The sequence below is a fragment of the Pseudomonas sp. AC112 genome (assembly GCF_979253545.1).
Genome location: NZ_CEEDCM010000001.1, coordinates 5,253,070 through 5,272,302, shown reverse-complemented (window position 1 = coordinate 5,272,302; position 19,233 = coordinate 5,253,070). Strand labels below are relative to the sequence as shown.

Here is a 19,233-nt window from a genome sequence, read left to right as displayed (position 1 = left end):
CCGGGCGGCACGTTTGCCTGCGTGAAACTCGATTTGGCGGGTCGAAAGGATGTGACTACTGAAGCCTGTGGATCATGACCGTTAAGCCTCGACGACGGGACTCACGGCTGCTTGCGATACATCCCCGTCAAGTAATCATCACTGTCCGGCGCCGAGTTATGCTCGATCACCGCGAAGTTTTTCACCAACTGTATGTGGTACGGCCCGGTCCGTGGCGTCGCCATAGGCTCGCGTACGATGATCAGGTTTTCGGTCTCCATCGGCACACTATGGTGGGCGACCACGATCTGTTTCCCGCTCTTGACCTCTTTCAATGTCAGGGTCAGTTCCGCCACTTCCCTGCCCTGCGCATCTCGCTCTGGCAGGATGTTGAGTTCCAGGTCGCCGTCACGCCCGAGGAAGTCATCGCGCATCTGGTAATGGCCGTTGCGCTGGTCGCGCTCAAGGTCGGTGAGCAGGTCATCGTCGGGTTCACTGTCGGTTGCGTGCAGCAAAATCGCCAGTTCGGGGTGCTCGCCCTTGGCACTGCTGACCCAGGTGCCGGTGTAGTCATAGGGCGCCTCGGTGTCGCGGGTGATACGCCAGATACCAGTCTGGTGGCCGTCGTCCGTGTATTCGTGCAGGTACACGAAGGGTTTGTCGTCGTAGTCGCTCTGGTCGCCCACCAGTTTGATCGGCTGGCCGTTGCCACTTTTGGTGTAGCGCAATTCGCCGATGAGTACCGCTCCCTGCTGTTGGTACCAGATGTCCACCGGGATCTTGCCGTTGAGGGTGCCGGTGAGTCTCTGCACATCTTCGTGGGTCGGGCCTTCGAGGCGCTGGGTTTCCTGCCATTGGCCATCCTTCAATGCGCCGGTAGTGAGCAGGGTGTAGCCGCTGGGCATGCTGGAGTTTTCGCCGAACTCGGTGGGCTGGACCTGCTCTTCGGTGGAGGTGCTGAGGCGGACCAACTCGCCATCGCGCATTTTCCAGTGGCTCATGCGAGTCCAGCAGCAGTCCCGGTCGACCTGCGACAGCAGGATGCCGTCGTCGGGGATCAGTGAGAACATGCCACTGGTGGTCTCCTTGGCCAGGTCGGTCAAGGGCTGGTTGAGCACCCATTGCCGGCTCTGTGGGGTTTGCACGTACACATCGAACATCGGCTTGTAGGCCTGTTCGAGATCGGTGCCGTTGCGAATCGCCAGGTCGAGGCGGCCGTCCAGATCGAAGTCGGCGAAGTACAACAGGCTGAAGGGCCCGAGCAGCCAACCGTTGTCCTGGCCATTGCTGTCCACCGGCACATTCGCGGCGGGAGTCTTGAATTGCTGGAGGGTTTCGAGGGTGTGCTTGTCGCGCACGGTGATGAGGGCGGGCACCAGTTGATTGGGGTGGTCGGGTGCCTCGGGGAACAGCACCTCGACCAGGTATTGGTCACTGCGGTCGACCACCGAAAATGAACGCGGTTCAGCCAAGACCGGGGCCGCCAGGGCCAGGGAAAGGCACACACCACCAAGTATCGAGCGCATCCAACGCATCCTTGCTGAAATTCGAGGGCGGCAGTGTAAATGGAAACGGTGCGGGCTTCGAACAAATCGCTGTCTGGGCACACAGGTTGGCTGATATGTTTCAAGCCTCACGAACACAGGGAATCGCCATGCCAACGTTAGCCAGCAATGCCGCACTGCTGATCATCGACATGCAGCAAGGCATGAACCAGCCGAAGCTGGGGCGACGCAACAACCCGGACGCCGAGGTGCAGATGCAGCGCCTGCTGAATGCGTGGCGGCAGTCCAACCGGCCGGTCGTGCACATCCGGCACATATCCCGCGCACCCGACTCGGTGTTCTGGCCCGGCCAGCCGGGGTGCGAGTTCCAGCCGGCGCTGCAACCGCTGGCCCATGAGCATGTGGTGGAAAAGAACGTCCCGGATGCGTTCACCGCCACAGGGCTGGAGCGCTGGTTGCACGCGCGCTCGATCCGGCAACTGGTGGTCGTCGGCGTGATCACCAACAACTCCGTCGAGGCCACGGCGCGTTCGGGTGGCAACCTGGGTTTTGCAGTAACGGTGGTTTCGGACGCCTGCTACACCTTCGATCAAACCGATTTGTCCGGGCGCCTGTGGCCGGCCGAGGACGTGCATGCGATGTCGTTGAGCAACCTGGCGATGGACTATGCCGGGGTTGTCACGGCCCACGAAATCCTGGGCGGCCTGTGAATATGTCAACGGCGACCGGCAAGCGCATTGTTGTGATCGGCGCGGGCATCGTTGGCGCATCGCTGGCCTATCATCTGGCGCGCAAAGGCGCGCAAGTCACCGTTGTCGAGGGGCAAGGCATTGCGTCCGGCGTGACAGCCACCTCCTTCGCCTGGCTCAACACATCACGTAAGGCGCCCGACCCGATCGCAGCCTTGCGCAGTGTCGCCCTCGGCGATTACCGCCGCCTGCAAAACGAACTGCCCGACCTGGCGATACAGTGGACCGGGTCCCTGAGTTACGGCGCCGGCACAGATGAAGCCCTGCCTGATTCAAGCCACGGGAGCGCGGCAACCCAGGTGACACGTTGCCAGGTCGTCGAACTTGAGCCGAACTTGAATGATCCTCCTGAGCAGGCGCTGTTCAAGGCCGAAGAAGGTGCGCTGGACGCGGTACACACCACCCACGTGCTGATTGCCGGCGCCATGGCCCAGGGCGCTAAGGTACTGACACAGGCCCGCGTGCTCGGCTTCACGACACTCAACGGCCAGGTGACCGGTGTTGACACCACACTGGGCGCCCTCGATGCCGATGTCGTGGTCATCGCCGCCGGAACCGGCACCAAGGCGCTAACGGCGATGTTGGGCACGCCCCTGCCAGTGGAAGCCTCACCGTCCATCTTTATTCGTTACGCGGCACAACCCGGCGTTGTACGCACCCTGATCTCCAACACCCACATGGAAGTGCGGCAGAAAGCCGACGGCGCCCTGCTGGTGGCGGAAGACTACCGCAGCGACGCGCCGCACGATCACCCGTCATTGATCGCCCTGCAAACGGCCCAGGCCATCGAGGGTCAACTCCGTGGCATTGGCCCACTGGGGCCGGCAATCGCCCAGGTGGGGCTTCGTCCCTGTCCAGTGGATGGCACGCCGATCATTGGCTACCTGCCCACCGTGGGTGGCGTCTATGTGTGTGCCATGCACCCGGGCGTGGTACTGGCGCCGGTCGTGGGCAGGCTGGCGAGTGAAGAAATCATTGATGGCACCGTCTGCACTGCACTGGAGCCGTGCCGTCCGGGGCGATTCGTTCAAGTATCGCAGGGCATTTGAACGGGGCTCACCTGAGTCGTGCGGCCTTTGATTCGCGCATTGCGTTAGGCCTTTCTTGAATGGGGGGTGTGATGCGCTTGCAGATACGCTTTCAACAAGAGCGTGGTCTGTTGCTCCAGCGCCGCTTCAAAGGCCGGTGGCGCGTTACCTTCCAGCAGGGTGCGGACCGGGCCGACGATGGCACTGAGCGAGATCGCGGGCTGATCGCGTCAGGCGTTCAATAATTTCGCAATGGCCTTACGCAGCTCTCCATGCGGGTCTTCTGCGTAAGGTTGCGCGTTTTTCCAGTCATAAAACCAGGCGGGCATCCGGCGCTTGTCGTCCGGCTCCGAGGCGTAGCGCGGGAAGAGATGGCAGTGCAACTCCGGCTCTGAATTGCCCAGGATCTCGTAGTTCATGCGCAGTGCACCGGTGGCCTGCAACACCGCGTCGCCAAGGCGCGCCATGTCCAACAGGTAGGTGGTACGCGCCTGGGTATCCAGGTCATTGAGGCTGGCAACCACCGGGTCCGGCAGCAACAGGCAGTAGCCGGGCAGGAACTGTACATCGCCCATCACCGCCCAGCCCGAGGCCATGCGGCAGATGACCTTGTCGTTGGTGCCGCTGCGAGCCTGTGCCACGCGTTCGGTGATAAGTGCCATGCAAAATCCTTGATCACAGTGAAGTCCAGGCCGCATCTTAACGCGACTTCAAACACTGGAAGCACCAACGCAGTGATCGAAGTACAGCGAGTTCAGCCGTGCGCGCGCTGCAAAACCCGTTGAAGGTAAGCGTCCAGGACCTCGATATTCGCTGACGAACCCATCGCGCCGATATACCCATCAGGGCGCACCAGCACCCACTCGCCAATCGCCAGGCCATAGGCACGTTGAAAGTGGCCCTGGTCGTCAATGATGTCACCCTCAGGCCCAACACTATGGACATGCACCCCAGGCCGGGCAGGCACTGAATCACGCATTACGCCATAACCCAGCAGCGTCCAGTGCGTGCCCTTGAACAAATGGAACAGCCGCAACGCCTGCCCAGCGGCACCTCGGACCGGCGCGTCGGGCGCTCGGTCGCCCGCGGCAACGCCATTACGCGCGGGGTGCTGCAACGCCAGCGAAGACGCGGGGTAGCCGATGTCCAGTTGATGCACTTCCCTGCCCCGCCGCAGCTCGCCGCTCTTCATCTCGCCCAGCAGCTTGGTAGACAAGCCCAGTACGGAGGCGGCGACCGGCCGGCGTTCTTCTTCGTAGGACTCGAGCAAGGCATCAGACGCGCCCTGCACCACCGCCGCCAGCTTCCAGCCGAGGTTATAGGCGTCCTGCACGCTGGTATTGAGCCCCTGGCCACCGGTGGGCGGATGGATATGCGCGGCGTCGCCCACCAGCAACACCCGGCCCAGGCGGTAGTGATCGGCCAGGCGCGCATTCATGGTGTAGGCCGATGACCAGGCCACGCTGTGCACCTGGATGTCGGTGCGACCGGTGCGTTGGGCGATCAGTGCGGTGAGCCCTTCGGCGCTGAACTCGATGTCGCCCTCTGCCGGGACCGGCCCTTGAAGCTGGAACAGGTCGGTGCCGGCCAGCGGGCATATCGCAATCTGGCGCTGCATATCCCCTTCGCCAAAGCGGTGCCAGGCCTCACGCGTCAGGCCGGTAAGCACCGCATCCGCCACCAGGGCGCGCACGCCCAGGGTCTTGCCGGGAAAGCCGATCGCCAGGGCATGCCGGACAAAGCTGCGACCGCCATCGGCACCCACCAGCCAGCGGGCACGCATGCGCTCTTCGCCGCCCTTTCCGGCCAGCCGTGCGGTGACACCGTCGGCGTCCTGGTCGAAGCCGACCAGCTCACAACCAAACTCAGGTGCGTGACCGAGCTCAAGCAGGCGCTCACGCATCACCTGTTCCGTCAGAAACTGCGGGACCATCAACGGTTGTTGGTAGGGCTCAGCCGGTGTCGGCGCCGTGGATTCGGTGAATTCAGCCTCGCTGTAGCTGCCATCGTCGCGGTAGCGCCGGTCAGTCGGATAGACTCCACCCACGGCCATCAACCGGTCGAGAATCCCCAGGTCTTCAAAGACTTCCTGGGACCTGGGCTGGATGCCCTTGCCACGCGAGCCGTGGAAAGGCTGCTGGTTTTTTTCGATCAGCCGGAAGGTGATGCCCCTTCTCGCCAGGTCGATCGCCAAGGTCAGGCCGGCGGCACCGGCACCGCAAATCAGTACATCGACAGCGAATTGCGCTTTCATACTGGATCACCTATATGTGCAATACGCACATATTAAGAGAGGCGAACACCGTGTCAATTAAAAATGTGCAAAGCGCACATATATCCGCCCAACTGCGTGACCTGCATGGCTCATTGGTTGAGATCGTAGGGGTGATGAACCGCCCGCAACGCGACGAGGCAATGGTACGCGAGGCCGGGATTTCCCTGGATCGTGCCCTGTTTCCGTTGCTGGTGCTGGTGGAGCGGTTGGGTCCGATTGGCGTGGTCGAACTGGCCGACCGCGTGGGCCGCGACTACACCACGGTGAGTCGGCAGGTGGCGAAGCTGGAAAGCCTGGGCCTGGTCTTGCGCCAGGCAAGCGCACTCGACCGCCGCGTACGCGAGTCGGTGATTACCGAGAAAGGCAAGGCCATGACTGACCGCGTCGATGACGCGCGGGAGCGGATGGGTGTGTCGATCTTCTCCACCTGGGAGGAAGGCGATTTCGACAATCTGGTGCGGTTGATGCGCAAGTTTGCCGAGGATATCAAAGATGACTCGGCGCGTGCGACGAAGGGTATTTCCTAAGGCCATGCACGTTTCCTGTGGCAAGCGGGGCAAGCCCGCTTGCCACACAGCATCAATCCAATGCCAGTTCCACCACCCCGCCGTTCAACCGCACCGGCCATACCCGCAAACGCTGGTCCGGCGTCTCCAGGCACTGCCCGTCTTCCAGGCGGTAATGTTGCTTGTAGATCGGCGCCGCCACCACCACGTCGCCCTTGATACTGCCGATCAAGCCGCGACCGATCACATTGGCCCCGGATTCCGGGTCGTGGTTGTCGATGGCATACAGGGTCTGGTCCTGCGCCCCCGGCAGGTAGAACAGCGCGACTTGCGCGCCGTCCAACCACACCACCACGCCGGAGTTGCTCACCAGGTCGGCCTCGCTGCACACGCTTTTCCAGGTGGCCAGGTTGCGTTGGGTCGTGGGCTGGCTCATCAGGCAATCTCCTCGGTGACGGGAATCAGGTTGAGTTCGGCGGCCATGATCGGCCGGCGCTGGCCGCGTTCCTGGACAAAGTGGATGTCCGGGTCGGGGCGTTTGTCGTTGACGAAGGTGCGGAAGCGCTTGAGTTTTTCCGGGTCTTTGAGGGCGTTGGCCCACTCGCACTCGTAGCGATCGACCACGAGTTGCATCTGCGCTTCCAACTCGGCACCCAGGCCCAGGCTGTCGTGCAGGATCACGTCCTTGAGGAAGTCCAGGCCGCCGTCCAGGCTCTCGCGCCATACCGACGTGCGCTGCAACTTGTCGGCCGTGCGGATGTAGAACATCAGGAAACGGTCGATGTAGCGGATCAGCGTGGCGTCATCCAGATCGGTGGCGAACAGCTCCGCATGGCGTGGGCGCATGCCGCCGTTACCGGCGATGTAGAGGTTCCAGCCCTTCTCTGTGGCGATCACACCCACGTCCTTGCTCTGGGCTTCGGCGCACTCGCGGGTGCAGCCAGACACCGCGAACTTGAGCTTGTGCGGCGAGCGCAGGCCCTTGTAGCGGTCCTCGATCAGCAGCGCCATTTTCACGCTGTCTTGCACGCCGTAGCGGCACCAGGTGCTGCCCACGCAGGACTTCACCGTACGCGTGGACTTGCCATACGCGTGCCCCGTCTCGAACCCCGCCGCGATCAGTTCGGCCCAGATATCCGGCAGCTCGTGCAGTTGCGCGCCAAACAGGTCGATGCGCTGGCCACCGGTGATCTTGGTGTAAAGGTCGTATTTCTTCGCCACTTCGCCGATCACAATGAGCTTGTCCGCGGTGATCTCACCCCCCGGAATACGCGGCACCACCGAGTAGGTGCCGTTTTTCTGCATGTTGGCCATGAACGTATCGTTGGTGTCCTGCAACGGCACCAGGGACGCATCCATGATCGGCTGGTTCCAGCACGACGCCAGGATCGAGCCCACCGCCGGCTTGCACACGTCGCAGCCGGTGTGGCCACGGCCGTGTCTGGCCAGCAGCTCGTCAAAAGTGATGATGCCCTCCACGCGCACCAGGGCGTACAGCTCCTGCCGCGTGTAGGCGAAGTGTTCGCACAGGCTCTTGTCGACGCTGACGCCACGGGCGATCAGCTCATGCTCGAACACTTGCTTGAGCAAGCCTGCGCAGCCACCGCAACCGGTGCATGCTTTTGTTTGGGATTTAAGTAGGCCGAGGTCGCTGCAGCCGCTGTCGATGGCCGAGCAGATCGCGCCCTTGGTCACGTTGTGGCAGGAGCAGACGGTGGCCGATTCCGGCAACGCGCCGGGGCCCAGGGTCGGCGCGCCGCTGGAGGATGGCAGGATCAGGCTGGCCGGCTCGGACGGCAACGCGATGCCGTTCTGCATGTATTGCAGCAAGGTGTCGTAGTAGCTGTTGTCGCCCACCAGCACGGCGCCGATCACCTGCTTGCCCGCAGCATCCACTACCAGGCGGCGGTAGCTGGCGCTGGCTTCGTCGATAAATTGGTAGCTGCGCGCGCCGGGCGTGTGGGCATGAGCGTCGCCAATGGAGCCTACGTCCACGCCGAGCAGCTTGAGTTTGGTGGACATGTCCGCGCCCACAAACGGCTCGGCGGTCTGCCCGCAGAGCAGCGCGGCGACACCTCGGGCCATCTGGTAGCCCGGCGCGACCAAGCCGAACAGGCTGCCGTTCCAGGAGGCGCACTCGCCAATCGCGTAGATGTTCGGGTCGATGCTCAGGCATTCGTCATTGATCACCACACCGCCACGCGGGCCGATGTCCAGGCCGGCCTGGCGGGCCAGTGCATCCTGGGCGCGGATACCGGCAGAGAACACGATCAAGTCGGTTTCGAGGTATTCGCCATTGGCGAAGTTCATGCGGTAGCGGTAGTGCTCGCCCGCACTGATCGACTGGGTAGCGCGCGACAGATGCACCCCCACGCCCAGCCGTTCGATCTGCGCCTTGAGCGCCAGGCCGCCAAAGTCGTCCAGTTGCACCGGCATCAAACGTGGCGCGAACTCCACCACGTGAGCTTCAAGGCCCAGGCTCTTCAACGCGTTGGCGGCTTCCAGGCCCAGCAGGCCACCGCCCACTACCACGCCGCGTCGCGCATTCGCGGCCGCCTTGCGAATCGCGTCCAGGTCTTCAAGGGTGCGATACACCAGCCGCGAATCGCCTTCGGCGCCTTCGATCGGCGGCACGAACGGATAGGAACCGGTGGCCAGCACCAGCTTGTCATAGGCAACGCAACCGTTGGCGGTGATCACCTCGCAGCGCACGCGGTCGATCTCCAGCACCGGCACGCCGAGGTGCAGGGTCACGCCCGGCACCTGGTACAGCGAAGCCTCGGACAAGGCCAGCGACTCGGCATCACGGCCGGTGAAATACTCGGACAGATGCACCCGGTCATAGGCGCGCATCGGCTCCTCGCTGAACACATGCAAGCGGTAGTGATCCAGCGCGCCACGCTCGATCAGTTGCGCCACACAGTGGTGGCCGACCATGCCATTGCCGACGACGATCAAGGTTTTGAGATGGTTCATAGTAAGCACCCGTCAAGCTCATCACGGTTTTAAAAAAAGCAAAAAAAAACGCCTGAAACCTTGCGGTTCCAGGCGTCTTTGCCTGTTCTTATGCGGGTTCGGATCGGGCGACTGCGCCGGATTCACCGCTGTGCCCCAGGGTGTCGATCGTCGTTGACCGAGGTGGGTTAAGGGGGAGCTTGCAGGGTCTGTGCCAAGCTGTCTGAAAACCCGTTGCAGTGGAGGCTATCGTCGCTTAGCCCCACCAAACACCTTTTTCAGCGCCTCCAACTGGTGCGCTCCGCTTCATAAGCGTGCACACCTGAGTCGTCTTCTGTGGTGAGCGGGCTTGTCCCGCGCCGAGGGCGCCCCGGTATCAGGGGCGGTTGCAAAACCTGGCGCGTGACTTGCTAATAACACTTTAACCAAGCAGTCAACGCTGACTGCCCTCACGACAAAGGCGCCGTGTAATCCCCGTTTTCAACGGAGGGTTGCAAGGCGCCTTTTTTGTTTACATGGGTTCCAGATGACCAACCAAAGCATCCGCAGTGTCTGTCCTTATTGTGGCGTGGGCTGTGGCATCGTCATGCAGGTCGAGCACAATAAAGTGGTCAAGGTGATCGGCGACAAGGCCCATCCCACCAACTTCGGGCGCCTGTGCACCAAAGGCACCACCTGCGGGCAAGCCATCGCCGACTCTGGGCGCATGGAGAACGCCTATGTGCGCCAGGCCCGCGAGCAAGACCCCGTGCGCCTCGCCATGGACAAGGCCATCAGCGAAACCGCGCGGCGCTTGCGCCACGTGCTCGACACGCACGGGCCGGACGCGCTGGCCTTCTACGTATCGGGCCAGATGTCGCTGGAATCCCAGTACCTGATCAACAAATTGGCCAAGGGCTTCGTGCGCACCGCCAACATCGAGTCCAACTCCCGCCTGTGCATGGCCAGCGCGGGCAGCGGCTACAAGCTGTCCCTCGGCGCGGACGGCCCGCCCGGCTCCTATGAAGACTTCGACCGCGCCGACCTGTTCTTCGTGATCGGCGCGAATATGGCTGACTGTCACCCGATCCTGTTCCTGCGCATGATGGACCGGGTCAAGGCCGGAGCGAAGCTGATCGTGGTCGACCCTCGGCGCAGCGCCACGGCGGACAAGGCCAACCTGTTCCTGCCGATCAAACCCGGCACCGACCTGGCCCTGCTCAATGGCCTGCTGCATCTGTTGGTCAAAAACGGGCATACCGACCCCGAGTTTATTGCCGCGTTCACCGACGGCTGGGAAGTGATGCCCGCGTTCCTTGAGGACTATTCGCCACAGCGTGTCGCGGACATCACTGGCCTTGCCGAAGCCGACATTCGCCAAGCCGCCGACTGGATCGGCCAGGCCGCCGAATGGATGAGCTGCTGGACCATGGGCCTCAACCAGAGCACCCACGGCACCTGGCACACCAACGCCCTGTGCAACCTGCACCTGGCCACTGGCGCCATCTGCCGTCCGGGCAGCGGGCCGTTTTCCCTCACGGGTCAACCCAACGCCATGGGCGGGCGCGAAATGGGTTACATGGGGCCGGGCCTGCCGGGGCAGCGCTCGGTGCTGGTCGAGACCGACCGCGCCTTTATCGAGGACCTGTGGCAGATCCCCCACGACAGCCTGCCGCGCCAGGCTGGCAGCGGCACCGTGGCGATGTTCGAGCAAATGGCTGCCGGGCAGATCAAGGCCTGCTGGATCATCTGCACCAACCCGGTGGCCAGCGTGCCTAACCGGCAGACCGTGATCAAAGGCCTGCAAACCGCAGAACTGGTGATCACCCAGGATGCTTTTCTCGACACCGAGACCAACCGCTACGCCGACATTCTGTTGCCCGGCGCGCTGTGGGCCGAGGCCGAAGGGGTGATGATCAACTCCGAACGCAACCTGAGCCTGATGCAAAAGGCCGTGGATGCGCCCGGCGAGACCCTGCCCGACTGGCAGATCATCGCCAGGGTCGCCTGTGAAATGGGCTTTGCCGATGCGTTCACCTATGCATCCGCCGCCGACGTGTTTGAAGAAATCAAACGCGCCTGGAACCCCAAGACCGGCTACGACCTGCGTGGCGCGAGCTACCCGCGCCTGCGTGAGAAGCCGCTGCAATGGCCTTGCGCGTCGGAGGATGGCGCGGACCGCAACCCGATCCGCTACCTGGACACAGGCACCCTCGCCTTCGCCACCGAAAACGGCAAAGCCCAGTTCTTCGCCCGCCCCCATATGCCACCCGCAGAAATGCCGGAAGACGCGTTCCCCTTTGTGCTCAACACCGGCCGCGTGCAGCACCAATGGCACACCCTGACGAAGACCGGCAAGGTCGCCACCCTGAACAAACTCAACCCTGGCCCCTTTGTGGAACTGCACCCCGAAGACGCGAGCCGATTGGGTATCAAGGACAAGGATCGAGTCGAGATACGCTCCCGGCGCGGCCGCGCCATGCTGCCCGCCGTGGTCACCGACCGTGTGCGGCCAGGTAATTGTTTTGCGCCGTTCCACTGGAACGATGTATTCGGTGAAAACCTGGCAATCAACGCGGTAACCAACGACGCGGTGGACCCGATCTCCTTACAGCCGGAATTCAAGTACTGCGCCGTCGCCCTGGCCCGCGTCGAGCTGATCGACCACCAATTCCTCGACCGCCCTTCCCCCGTAGCAGAGGACACCGCCATGTCGCGCCTCGACGCCTTCGCCGAAATCGCCGGCATCCGCAACCTACCCGCGCCACCCTTGAGCGAGAATGAGCGCACCTACCTCGCCGGCTTTCTAAGCGGCCTGCAGTCCAACGCCGCACGCCAGGCGGTCGGCGTGCCGACCATGCCCGCCAATGCACCGCTGGCCGATGCCGCGCGGCTGTGGCTGAACGGCTTGCTCGGCGGTTTGTTCAGCCATACGCAATCCCTCGCAGCGCCCTCCCCAGCCGTCACTTTATTGTGGGCCTCGCAAACCGGCAACGCCGAAGCCTTGGCCGAGCGTTTTGCCAAGCGGCTGCGCGACGCGGGCATTGCCGTGGAACTGAGCGCGATGTCGGATTTCCCGGCGAGCAAACTGGCGAGCACCCACACCCTGGCGCTGATCAGCAGCACCTTTGGCGACGGCGACCCACCGGACAATGGCGAAGGTTTCTGGCACAGCCTCAACACCGCCGAGACGCGCCTGGAGTCGCTGCGCTTTGCGGTGCTGGCCCTGGGCGATCCCAACTACGACCAGTTCTGCAACCACGGCAAGCAACTCGACCAACGCCTGTTGGAACTGGGCGCCACCCGTCTGCTGGAGCGCGTCGACTGCGACACCGAATTCGAAGCGCTGGCCGATGCGTGGTTGGTGCGTTTCCAGCAAGCCCTCGCCCCGACAAAGCCCGTCGCGCCCGCCACGCCCGCCGGTAAAACCAAATTGTACGGCTCACGCTTGCTGCTCAACCGGCACCTGAACCCGCTAAGTCCCCACAAGGAAACCCGTCAGTTCGCCCTGGACCTGGCCGGCTCCGGGCTGACCTACGAAGCCGGCGATGCGCTGGGCGTGCGGCCGCGCAACTGCCCCGAACTGGTCAACGAACTGCTCGACCTCACCCGCCTGAACGCCCATACCAGCGTGAACATCGACACCTTCGGCGATGTGCCGCTGCAACAGGCCTTGACCCAGCACTTCGAAATCGCCCGGCCCAGCAGCGACACCCTGGCCTTCATCGCCGAGCGCAGCGCCAACCCAGGCCTCAAGCAGTTGCTCAACCTCGAACACAAGGCCGAACTGAATAACTGGCTGTGGGGCCGGCAACTGGCGGACGTGCTGCACGAATACCCCATCGAGTGTTCAGCGGACGAGCTGCTGGGCACGCTCAAGCGCCTGCAGCCGCGTCTGTATTCGATCGCATCGAGTGCCAAGGCCTATCCGCACGAAATCCACCTGACCGTGGCCGCCGTGCGCTATGGCAAACGCAAAGGCGTGTCCTCGACCTTCCTGGCCGACCGTGTCGGTGACGGTGAAGTGCCGTTGTTCGTGCAGCCGTCCAAGCACTTTCGCACCCCCAGTGACGGCGAGGTGCCGATGATCATGATCGGCCCCGGCACGGGGGTCGCACCGTTTCGCGCGTTTCTGCAGGAACGCCGGGCGCTGGGTCATCAGGGCCGCAACTGGCTATTCTTCGGCGAACAGCACGCTGCCACTGATTTCTACTATCAGGATGAACTGCAAGGCCTGCAGCGCGACGGCCTGCTCACCCACCTGAGCCTGGCGTTTTCCCGCGACCAGGCACAGAAGGTCTACGTGCAGGATCGCATTCGCGAGCAAGGCGCCGAACTGTGGCGCTGGTTGCAGGACGGCGCCAAGCTGTACATCTGCGGCGATGCCAGCCATATGGCCAAGGACGTCGACCAGGCCCTGCGCCAAGTGGCGCAAACCCACGGCGGGCTTGGCGTTGAGGGTGCCGTCGAATACTGGCGACAGTTGAGCGAGCAGAAGCGTTATCTGCGTGATGTGTATTGATTGGATACAGAACAATATGCAGTTTGTATTGTGTACAAAAAACCCTAAAGGTTTGTGGAAGCCGGGCCGAAACAGCAGTGATAGCAAATCGCCGTAATCCTGCTCAGGTGCGCGACGATTTGGCCGCCCTTCACGCTGATGGTCGTCTCGATGAAAATAAAAAATAAGCTGGTACTGGCATTTGTCTCTGTAGCGTTTATTCCGGTGAGCCTGGTGGCCGTGATTTCGGTCATGAACACCCGGACCCAGGCGGTGGATCAATTCATCGATGGCAGCACCCGGGAAATCCGCCAGATCGATGGCAACATCCGCCAGTTCTTCGACGGCACGTTGCAAAACGTCGATCAAATGGCCACCGATCCTGTATACACATCGGTGAACACGCTGAAGAACTACCAGCCCGCCGACGCGGCCAGCCAGCCGATGCCGGCAGAGGCGCAAGCAGTGATCGACCGCTTCGCGCGTTTTGGCGCCACACACCCGGCGGCGGCGATCCTGTCCATCGGCCTGGAAGACGGCACCTACGCCAAATGGCCGGATGACCCGCAACTGGCCAAATACGACCCCCGCACCCGCCCCTGGTACAAGGCGGCCATGGCCAGCCCCGGCAAGACCGTGCGCACGCCGGCTTACTACTACGACAAAGACGACGTGGCGCTGGTGGGCACTGCGCGGGCGCTGCTGGACAACGGCAAGGCCAAGGGCGTGTTCGTGGTCAGCGTGTCGTTGAAGAATCTCACCGAGCTGGTCAAGAGCATCAAGCTGGGCGAAAGCGGCTACGTGATGTTGATCGAAGACGGTGTGGTGCTGGTGGACCCGCGCGATGCGGCCCACAGTTTCAAGCCGCTCAAGGACTTGGGCGCACCCTATGCGCAATTGGCCGACACGCCGCAAGGCCCCACCGAGGTGGTGATCGACGGCGTGCGCTACATGGCCAACGTGTGGACCTCCCCCGGCCTCGGCTGGCGCTACATCGGGTTGATCGAACACCGTGAAGTCATGGCCGAAGCCACGCGCATGACCTACCTCACTGCGATTATCGTCGGCGTGCTGGTACTGATCTTCGGCCTGATCGCGGCGGCGTTTTCCAAGGTCATCGTCAAGCCCATCGGCCAGGTCAGCACCGGCCTGCAGTCCATCGCCCAGGGCGAAGGCGACTTGCGCCACGAATTGCAGGTACAGGGCAAGGATGAAACCGCCGAATTGGCCGGCTGGTTCAACAAGTTTCTCGCGGCGATCCGCCAACTGATCCAGCATATCGGCGCGGCCTCGGCCAATTTGCAGAACGCCTCCAAGGTCAACAGCGAGGTGGCGCACAACATGAACGAGGCGGCCGGACGCCAGCGAGAGGCGGTTGAATTGGTCTCCACCGCGTTCAATGAAATGGTGGCCACCGCCAACGAAGTCGCGCGTTCATGCAGCGGTGCCGCAGAGTCCGCCGAGAACGGGCACCGTCGCGTGGCCGAGGGCAAGCAGCAGATCGAAGTCACCACCGACAACGTCAATCGCCTGGGGCGCCGCCTTACCGAGTCATCCCAGGCCATGGTCGAACTGGAAGCCGGCAGCCGCAGCATCAACCAGATCCTTGGCACCATCCGCGCGATTGCCGAACAGACCAACCTCTTGGCACTCAACGCCGCCATCGAGGCCGCCCGCGCCGGTGACCAGGGCCGTGGCTTCGCGGTGGTGGCCGATGAAGTACGCGCCCTGGCCAAGCGCACGTCCGACTCCACCGGTGAGATCGAGCAACTGCTCGGCACCCTGGAAAACAAGACCCAGGAAGTCACCCAGAAGATGGGCAGTTGCCTGGACTTGTCGCGGGCCAGCGTGTCGTCCATCGAAAGCGCGCGGGACAGCTTTGAAGGCATCCAGACGTCGGTCAACGAAATCCGCGACCAGAACCTGCAGATTTCCGCCGCCGCCGAGGAACAACACAGCGTGGCCGAGGAGATCAACCGGCATATCCAGCAGATCTACGACGAGGCGCGGCTCGTGGAAAGCCTGGCTAATTCGGCACAGGACGACTCCGGGCGGTTGTCGAATTTGTCGGATGAGCTGAATGGCTTGGTGGGGCGATTCAAGTCCTGAGAAAGTCAGCGATTTGCTGCCACATCGCGCCAGGGTTGGAATACATCGGGAAGTGCCCGCACTCTGCAATCGGCGCCAGCCGCACGCCGTGGGCCTGGATGTGCGGCAGGTAGGACAGCCCGGCGTTCTGCTCGCCGTACATGAACATTTTCGGGCAGGGCAACCCGAGGAGCCTGCCCATCAGGTCGGCGTTATCGGAAAGCTCGACCATCGACTGGAAAATTCCGCGCACGGCGCCCGCCCGTACCTTATGGCGCAGGCTCGCCGAATACAGCGCGCTGGCGTACGCGGGGGCCTGGCGGGTGCGTTCGATGAAGGCACTGAAAAACGCTTCGGGGTCTTCTGTCGGGTAGTCGACGATCTGCCGGCTGAGGAAGCAGTCTTCGGGGGCGATATTGCCTTCGATGTCGGTGAAGCTCAGCACCCGGCCCGGAAAACGGTGCGCCAGCATCAAGGCTGTCAGGCCACCCATGGAATGGCCGACCAGGTGGAAACGGTCGATCTGGAAGTGCTCGAGCACCTGTAGCGCGGTGTCCAGCAGGAGCGGGATGTTGATGTGTGCAAGTTCAGCACACTGGCTTTCACCACAACCGGGAGCGTCGTAGGCGACAAAGGCATGCCCGTCGAATGCCGGGTGCAGGACGATATCCGCGTAGTCTTCCTTGGTCGAACCGAACCCGTGCAGGAACACGATGGGGGCACGCGCGCCACCGCGATGGATCGCAGCGATGTTCAGTGAGGTGCCGGCCACCGTCAGCGGAATAAATGAGTGAACGAACGACATGCTGGGGTTCCTTGGCCACAAAGGGCGCCACTGTCGGGGCTCAGTCGCGTGGTGTAAATAACGGAGAGCGAAAGGCTTTCATACGCTAATCGTATGGGCCTGGAAGTGTGCGACCAACTCGGTCACCAGCGGGTTGAGCCGCTCACTGTTCCAGGCCACCGCCGTGGTCACGACATTGAGCTTCTGGGTGAGTGGCCGCAACACGACATTGTCCGGCGCGAGTTTCTTCAAGGCGGCTGGCACCAGCGCGATGCCCTGGCCGCAGCTGACAAAGGCTATCTGCGAAGCCACGGAGCGCACCTCATGCAACACCCGTGGCGAGAATCCACTGGCACGGCAGGTGGCGATCAGGTTATCGAAATACACCGGGCTGACCTTGCGCGAAAACATCACCAACGGCTCGCTGGCCAGGCTCGACAGGCTGATGCGCGTGCGCGCGGCCAAAGGGTGGTGGCTGGGCAAGGCCACCATCAAGCGGTCTGCCCGCAACGGCAGCGACTGAATCGCCGGGCCCAGGTCGCCGTCCAGCCGGGCAAAGGCCAGGTCGATATCGCCTGCTTCCAGCGCCGGCACCGCTTCAACGCTGTCGATCTCGCGCACCGACACGGTGAGGTGCGGGTATTGCTGCTTGAGTTGGTCGATAATGCGCGGCAGCACATCAAACATCGCGGTGGAAATCGCGCCGATGGTCAGCATCCCCGACTGCCCCGCCACCGCCTCCTCCACCGCCAGCTCCAGGCGCTCCAACTGCTCGGCGAACTTGCGCACTGCGGGCAGTATCGCCGCCCCCACCGGCGTCAACCTAGCCCCGCGCCGCGAACGCTCGAAAAGCGTGACCTTGAGCGCCTGCTCCAGCACCTGGATCTGCTCGCTCAGCGGCGGCTGCGACATCCCCAGGCGCTTGGCGGCACGGCCGAAATTCTGCTCTTCGGCGACAGCAAGGAACAGCCAGAGGTGGCGAATAAGGCGAAAATTGATCATGGGCGATCCATAGGCTTGGCGTATGAAAGGGAGAGGTTAAGCTCAATATACCTATAGTACGCTGGCTTGCCAGCGATGGCGGTGTGCCCGTCACTGGAAATATTGACTGATCTACCGCTATCGCCGGCAAGCCGGCTCCTACAGGGGATTGGTTGTGTTGGCAGGATTTGGGGGGGCCTGCTGGCGCAATCTCAGATGTGAAAAAATTAACTGTAAGTGCTATCCCCAACGCTAACCACGATGCGAAGCGAGCCGCTCTTGATCGTGACCTTGATCTGGCTTTTGATCTTAGGCGCCCCATCAAACACGCTGGCCGGAATTCGACAGGGATTTGGGGGGTAAACCGGCAGGGATGCCGGTTTAGCCGCCCCGCGCCATGGAGGGCGCGTGGCGGCGGCCCCCCAAATCCCTGTCGGATTACGGGCACACCGAGCCTAAGCGAGGTGCCGAGTGTTGGGGCAAGAGCCTTTTGCTTACTTTTGGGCTTTTCAAAAGTGAGCCGCCGTAAGGGCGGAACCATAAGCGGCCGTTACCTAAATAACGGATATGTACTCAGACTGATCCAACATCCTGGTCGGCTGCCAGTCCGCCCTCGCCGGCAAGCCGGCGCCTACAGAGGAACCGCCGTATGGCTCCGCTGTAAAACCATCCACCCCAGAAACGCTTGAAGCCGAGCCAAGAACCTTTCACTGTCAGCACTCGGGTTTCGAGCCTCAAACAGAAAAAACGCCACCTGCGTCACCTGCATCGGATACCTCTGCACGAACAGCGCAACATGCTCCTCCAATGTCTGCGGCCAAGTCGCCCCCTCTACCCCACACACTATCTGGGTCGACCTGATCAGCTTGCGTGACGCTTCGCGCTGCAGGCGCAGCCGCTCGTGTTCGGTGTCGGCACGCGCAATGCGGCTGAGGTAGGCGCTCAGCACCGCTTCAAAGTCACCATTCACGGCCAAGGCGATGTCCAGTGACGGCCGAAACCGCTCGAACTGCACCGCCAGATCATTGCCCCATACGCACCGGCAATGGTGCTTGAGCCAGAACCCCCAACGATGTTTATTCTCAACAGCCAGTACCTGCGCGCGGCTGCCGATATCGAAATCGACCTTGGTGACTGACGGGTGCCGCAGCGCCAGATCGCACCGAATCCATTCCAACCGCTCCAGGCTCGCAGCGGTAGGCGGCTCGCTCAGCACCAGCGTGAGATCAAGATCGGACACACCCGGCAGCGCATCGCCGCGCGCGACACTGCCGTAGACATAAATGCCGTCAACCCCCAAGCCTGGCTGCGAAAGCAGGCCGCAGGCATCCTCAAGCAACGGCTGAAATTCACGCTGCACGGAGACGTCGGGAACCCTGAGGATAAAGCCCTCGGCGTCCACACCCGTGGATTGCGATGCACTCATGGGCGATGCCTCTCGATCACCAGGCCTTCTGCCTCAGTCGGCACGCAGAAATGCCGGGTGATCAAATCGAACTCGGCATCAGTGGCGGCGAAGTCATGCTCACCCTGGGCATTGCGCGCGTGCAGCCGGGCCCGGCAGGTGGCGTCGTCCAGTTCAAGGTAATGCAGGCAGTGCCGGACGTTGGCGACGTGTGCCAAGCCCAGCAGCCATTCGCGGTTAGCCAAGGTGTTGGCAGGGAAATCCAGTACCACGTTGGCACCCGACTGCAGCACGTTGATCACCAATGGGCCCAGTACGCCGCGTATTCGCTGGGCACAACGGCTGTAGTCGGCAATGGAGCGGATTTCACCGGGGTAAAGCGTGGCAAGCCAGTGGTCTTCGCTGAGTACAATGGCCGCGTGCTCGGTGGCCAGGGTCTTGGCGAGCGTGGACTTGCCGGAGGCGATCTTGCCGCAGAGCAAATGCAGGGTTGGCATG

Annotated in this window: 14 protein-coding genes and 1 pseudogene; 6 read left to right on the top strand and 9 right to left on the bottom strand. The window is 62.6% G+C overall.

All coding sequences use genetic code 11. The annotated features are described in order from the left end of the window. Positions 1-101 precede the first annotated feature (101 nt). Entirely contained in the window at positions 102-1,505 is a 1,404-nt protein-coding gene (locus tag AC0IYN_RS24500) for an XAC2610-related protein (protein WP_457238228.1), read from the bottom strand. Positions 1,506-1,633: 128 nt separating this feature from the next. Between AC0IYN_RS24500 and AC0IYN_RS24495 the strand changes: the two genes are divergently transcribed. Together AC0IYN_RS24495 and AC0IYN_RS24490 are read left to right on the top strand one after the other, a co-directional pair. After that, positions 1,634-2,194, top strand: coding sequence for a cysteine hydrolase family protein (locus AC0IYN_RS24495; RefSeq protein ID WP_406598812.1), 561 nt, complete (start codon positions 1,634-1,636; stop codon positions 2,192-2,194). A gap of 2 nt (positions 2,195-2,196) precedes the next feature. After that, complete coding sequence (locus AC0IYN_RS24490) at positions 2,197-3,282, top strand: NAD(P)/FAD-dependent oxidoreductase (protein ID WP_471843655.1); 1,086 nt, start codon at positions 2,197-2,199, stop codon at positions 3,280-3,282. A 209-nt stretch (positions 3,283-3,491) separates the two neighbouring features. Here the strand turns inward: AC0IYN_RS24490 and AC0IYN_RS24485 are convergent, their stop codons facing one another. Then, positions 3,492-3,923: an HIT family protein gene (locus AC0IYN_RS24485; protein ID WP_471843653.1), complete on the bottom strand. Its 432-nt coding sequence runs from the start codon at positions 3,921-3,923 to the stop codon at positions 3,492-3,494. Between the two features lie 92 nt (positions 3,924-4,015). Continuing rightward, positions 4,016-5,515 (bottom strand): FAD-dependent oxidoreductase, encoded by a 1,500-nt coding sequence (locus AC0IYN_RS24480; protein ID WP_471843651.1) that lies wholly within the window; start codon positions 5,513-5,515, stop codon positions 4,016-4,018. Between the two features lie 50 nt (positions 5,516-5,565). On the opposite strand from AC0IYN_RS24480, the gene AC0IYN_RS24475 reads away from it, so the two are divergent. Next, positions 5,566-6,063 (top strand): MarR family winged helix-turn-helix transcriptional regulator, encoded by a 498-nt coding sequence (locus tag AC0IYN_RS24475; RefSeq protein ID WP_406598816.1) that lies wholly within the window; start codon positions 5,566-5,568, stop codon positions 6,061-6,063. Positions 6,064-6,115: 52 nt separating this feature from the next. On the opposite strand, the gene nirD is transcribed toward AC0IYN_RS24475, so the two are convergent. Further along, positions 6,116-6,478: a nitrite reductase small subunit NirD gene (gene nirD, locus AC0IYN_RS24470; protein WP_406598817.1), complete on the bottom strand. Its 363-nt coding sequence runs from the start codon at positions 6,476-6,478 to the stop codon at positions 6,116-6,118. Then, complete coding sequence (gene nirB / locus AC0IYN_RS24465) at positions 6,478-9,018, bottom strand: nitrite reductase large subunit NirB (RefSeq protein WP_471843649.1); 2,541 nt, start codon at positions 9,016-9,018, stop codon at positions 6,478-6,480. Before nirB ends, nirD begins: the two co-directional genes overlap by 1 nt. A 505-nt stretch (positions 9,019-9,523) precedes the next feature. Between nirB and AC0IYN_RS24460 the strand changes: the two genes are divergently transcribed. The 3 genes and pseudogenes from AC0IYN_RS24460 to AC0IYN_RS24450 all read left to right on the top strand — a co-directional run bounded on the left by AC0IYN_RS24460 (position 9,524) and on the right by AC0IYN_RS24450 (position 15,586). Next, positions 9,524-13,498 carry a molybdopterin-dependent oxidoreductase gene (locus AC0IYN_RS24460; protein WP_471843647.1) on the top strand — a complete coding sequence of 1,325 codons (3,975 nt, stop codon included), beginning with the start codon at positions 9,524-9,526 and terminating at the stop codon, positions 13,496-13,498. Between the two features lie 138 nt (positions 13,499-13,636). After that, a pseudogene (locus AC0IYN_RS24455) lies at positions 13,637-14,731 on the top strand (cache domain-containing protein); the annotation flags it as partial. Positions 14,732-14,818: 87 nt separating this feature from the next. Continuing rightward, entirely contained in the window at positions 14,819-15,586 is a 768-nt protein-coding gene (locus tag AC0IYN_RS24450) for a methyl-accepting chemotaxis protein (protein WP_371857077.1), read from the top strand. On the opposite strand, the gene AC0IYN_RS24445 is transcribed toward AC0IYN_RS24450, so the two are convergent. From AC0IYN_RS24445 to AC0IYN_RS24430, 4 genes are all read right to left on the bottom strand, one after another. Next, positions 15,576-16,370, bottom strand: coding sequence for an alpha/beta fold hydrolase (locus AC0IYN_RS24445; protein ID WP_471843645.1), 795 nt, complete (start codon positions 16,368-16,370; stop codon positions 15,576-15,578). The two genes, AC0IYN_RS24450 and AC0IYN_RS24445, sit on opposite strands and share 11 nt — an antisense overlap. A gap of 78 nt (positions 16,371-16,448) precedes the next feature. Continuing rightward, positions 16,449-17,351, bottom strand: coding sequence for a LysR family transcriptional regulator (locus AC0IYN_RS24440; RefSeq protein ID WP_406598821.1), 903 nt, complete (start codon positions 17,349-17,351; stop codon positions 16,449-16,451). A gap of 610 nt (positions 17,352-17,961) precedes the next feature. Next, complete coding sequence (locus tag AC0IYN_RS24435; RefSeq protein ID WP_471843643.1) at positions 17,962-18,756, bottom strand: nucleotidyltransferase domain-containing protein; 795 nt, start codon at positions 18,754-18,756, stop codon at positions 17,962-17,964. Continuing rightward, complete coding sequence (locus AC0IYN_RS24430; RefSeq protein WP_471843641.1) at positions 18,753-19,232, bottom strand: P-loop nucleotide/nucleoside kinase family protein; 480 nt, start codon at positions 19,230-19,232, stop codon at positions 18,753-18,755. The genes AC0IYN_RS24435 and AC0IYN_RS24430 overlap by 4 nt, the downstream gene beginning before the upstream one ends. Between the last annotated feature and the right edge of the window lies 1 nt (position 19,233).

Bases quoted from the DNA above. Each gene is read 5' to 3' on its own strand.
- AC0IYN_RS24500 (WP_457238228.1), bottom strand. From the start codon at position 1,505: ATGCGCTCGATACTTGGTGGTGTGTGCCTTTCCCTGGCCCTGGCGGCC.
- AC0IYN_RS24495 (WP_406598812.1), top strand. From the start codon at position 1,634: ATGCCAACGTTAGCCAGCAATGCCGCACTGCTGATCATCGACATGCAG.
- AC0IYN_RS24490 (WP_471843655.1), top strand. From the start codon at position 2,197: ATGTCAACGGCGACCGGCAAGCGCATTGTTGTGATCGGCGCGGGCATC.
- AC0IYN_RS24485 (WP_471843653.1), bottom strand. From the start codon at position 3,923: ATGGCACTTATCACCGAACGCGTGGCACAGGCTCGCAGCGGCACCAAC.
- AC0IYN_RS24480 (WP_471843651.1), bottom strand. From the start codon at position 5,515: ATGAAAGCGCAATTCGCTGTCGATGTACTGATTTGCGGTGCCGGTGCC.
- nirD (WP_406598817.1), bottom strand. From the start codon at position 6,478: ATGAGCCAGCCCACGACCCAACGCAACCTGGCCACCTGGAAAAGCGTG.
- nirB (WP_471843649.1), bottom strand. From the start codon at position 9,018: ATGAACCATCTCAAAACCTTGATCGTCGTCGGCAATGGCATGGTCGGC.
- AC0IYN_RS24460 (WP_471843647.1), top strand. From the start codon at position 9,524: ATGACCAACCAAAGCATCCGCAGTGTCTGTCCTTATTGTGGCGTGGGC.
- AC0IYN_RS24450 (WP_371857077.1), top strand. From the start codon at position 14,819: ATGAACGAGGCGGCCGGACGCCAGCGAGAGGCGGTTGAATTGGTCTCC.
- AC0IYN_RS24445 (WP_471843645.1), bottom strand. From the start codon at position 16,370: ATGTCGTTCGTTCACTCATTTATTCCGCTGACGGTGGCCGGCACCTCA.
- AC0IYN_RS24440 (WP_406598821.1), bottom strand. From the start codon at position 17,351: ATGATCAATTTTCGCCTTATTCGCCACCTCTGGCTGTTCCTTGCTGTC.
- AC0IYN_RS24435 (WP_471843643.1), bottom strand. From the start codon at position 18,756: ATGAGTGCATCGCAATCCACGGGTGTGGACGCCGAGGGCTTTATCCTC.
- AC0IYN_RS24430 (WP_471843641.1), bottom strand. From the start codon at position 19,232: ATGCCAACCCTGCATTTGCTCTGCGGCAAGATCGCCTCCGGCAAGTCC.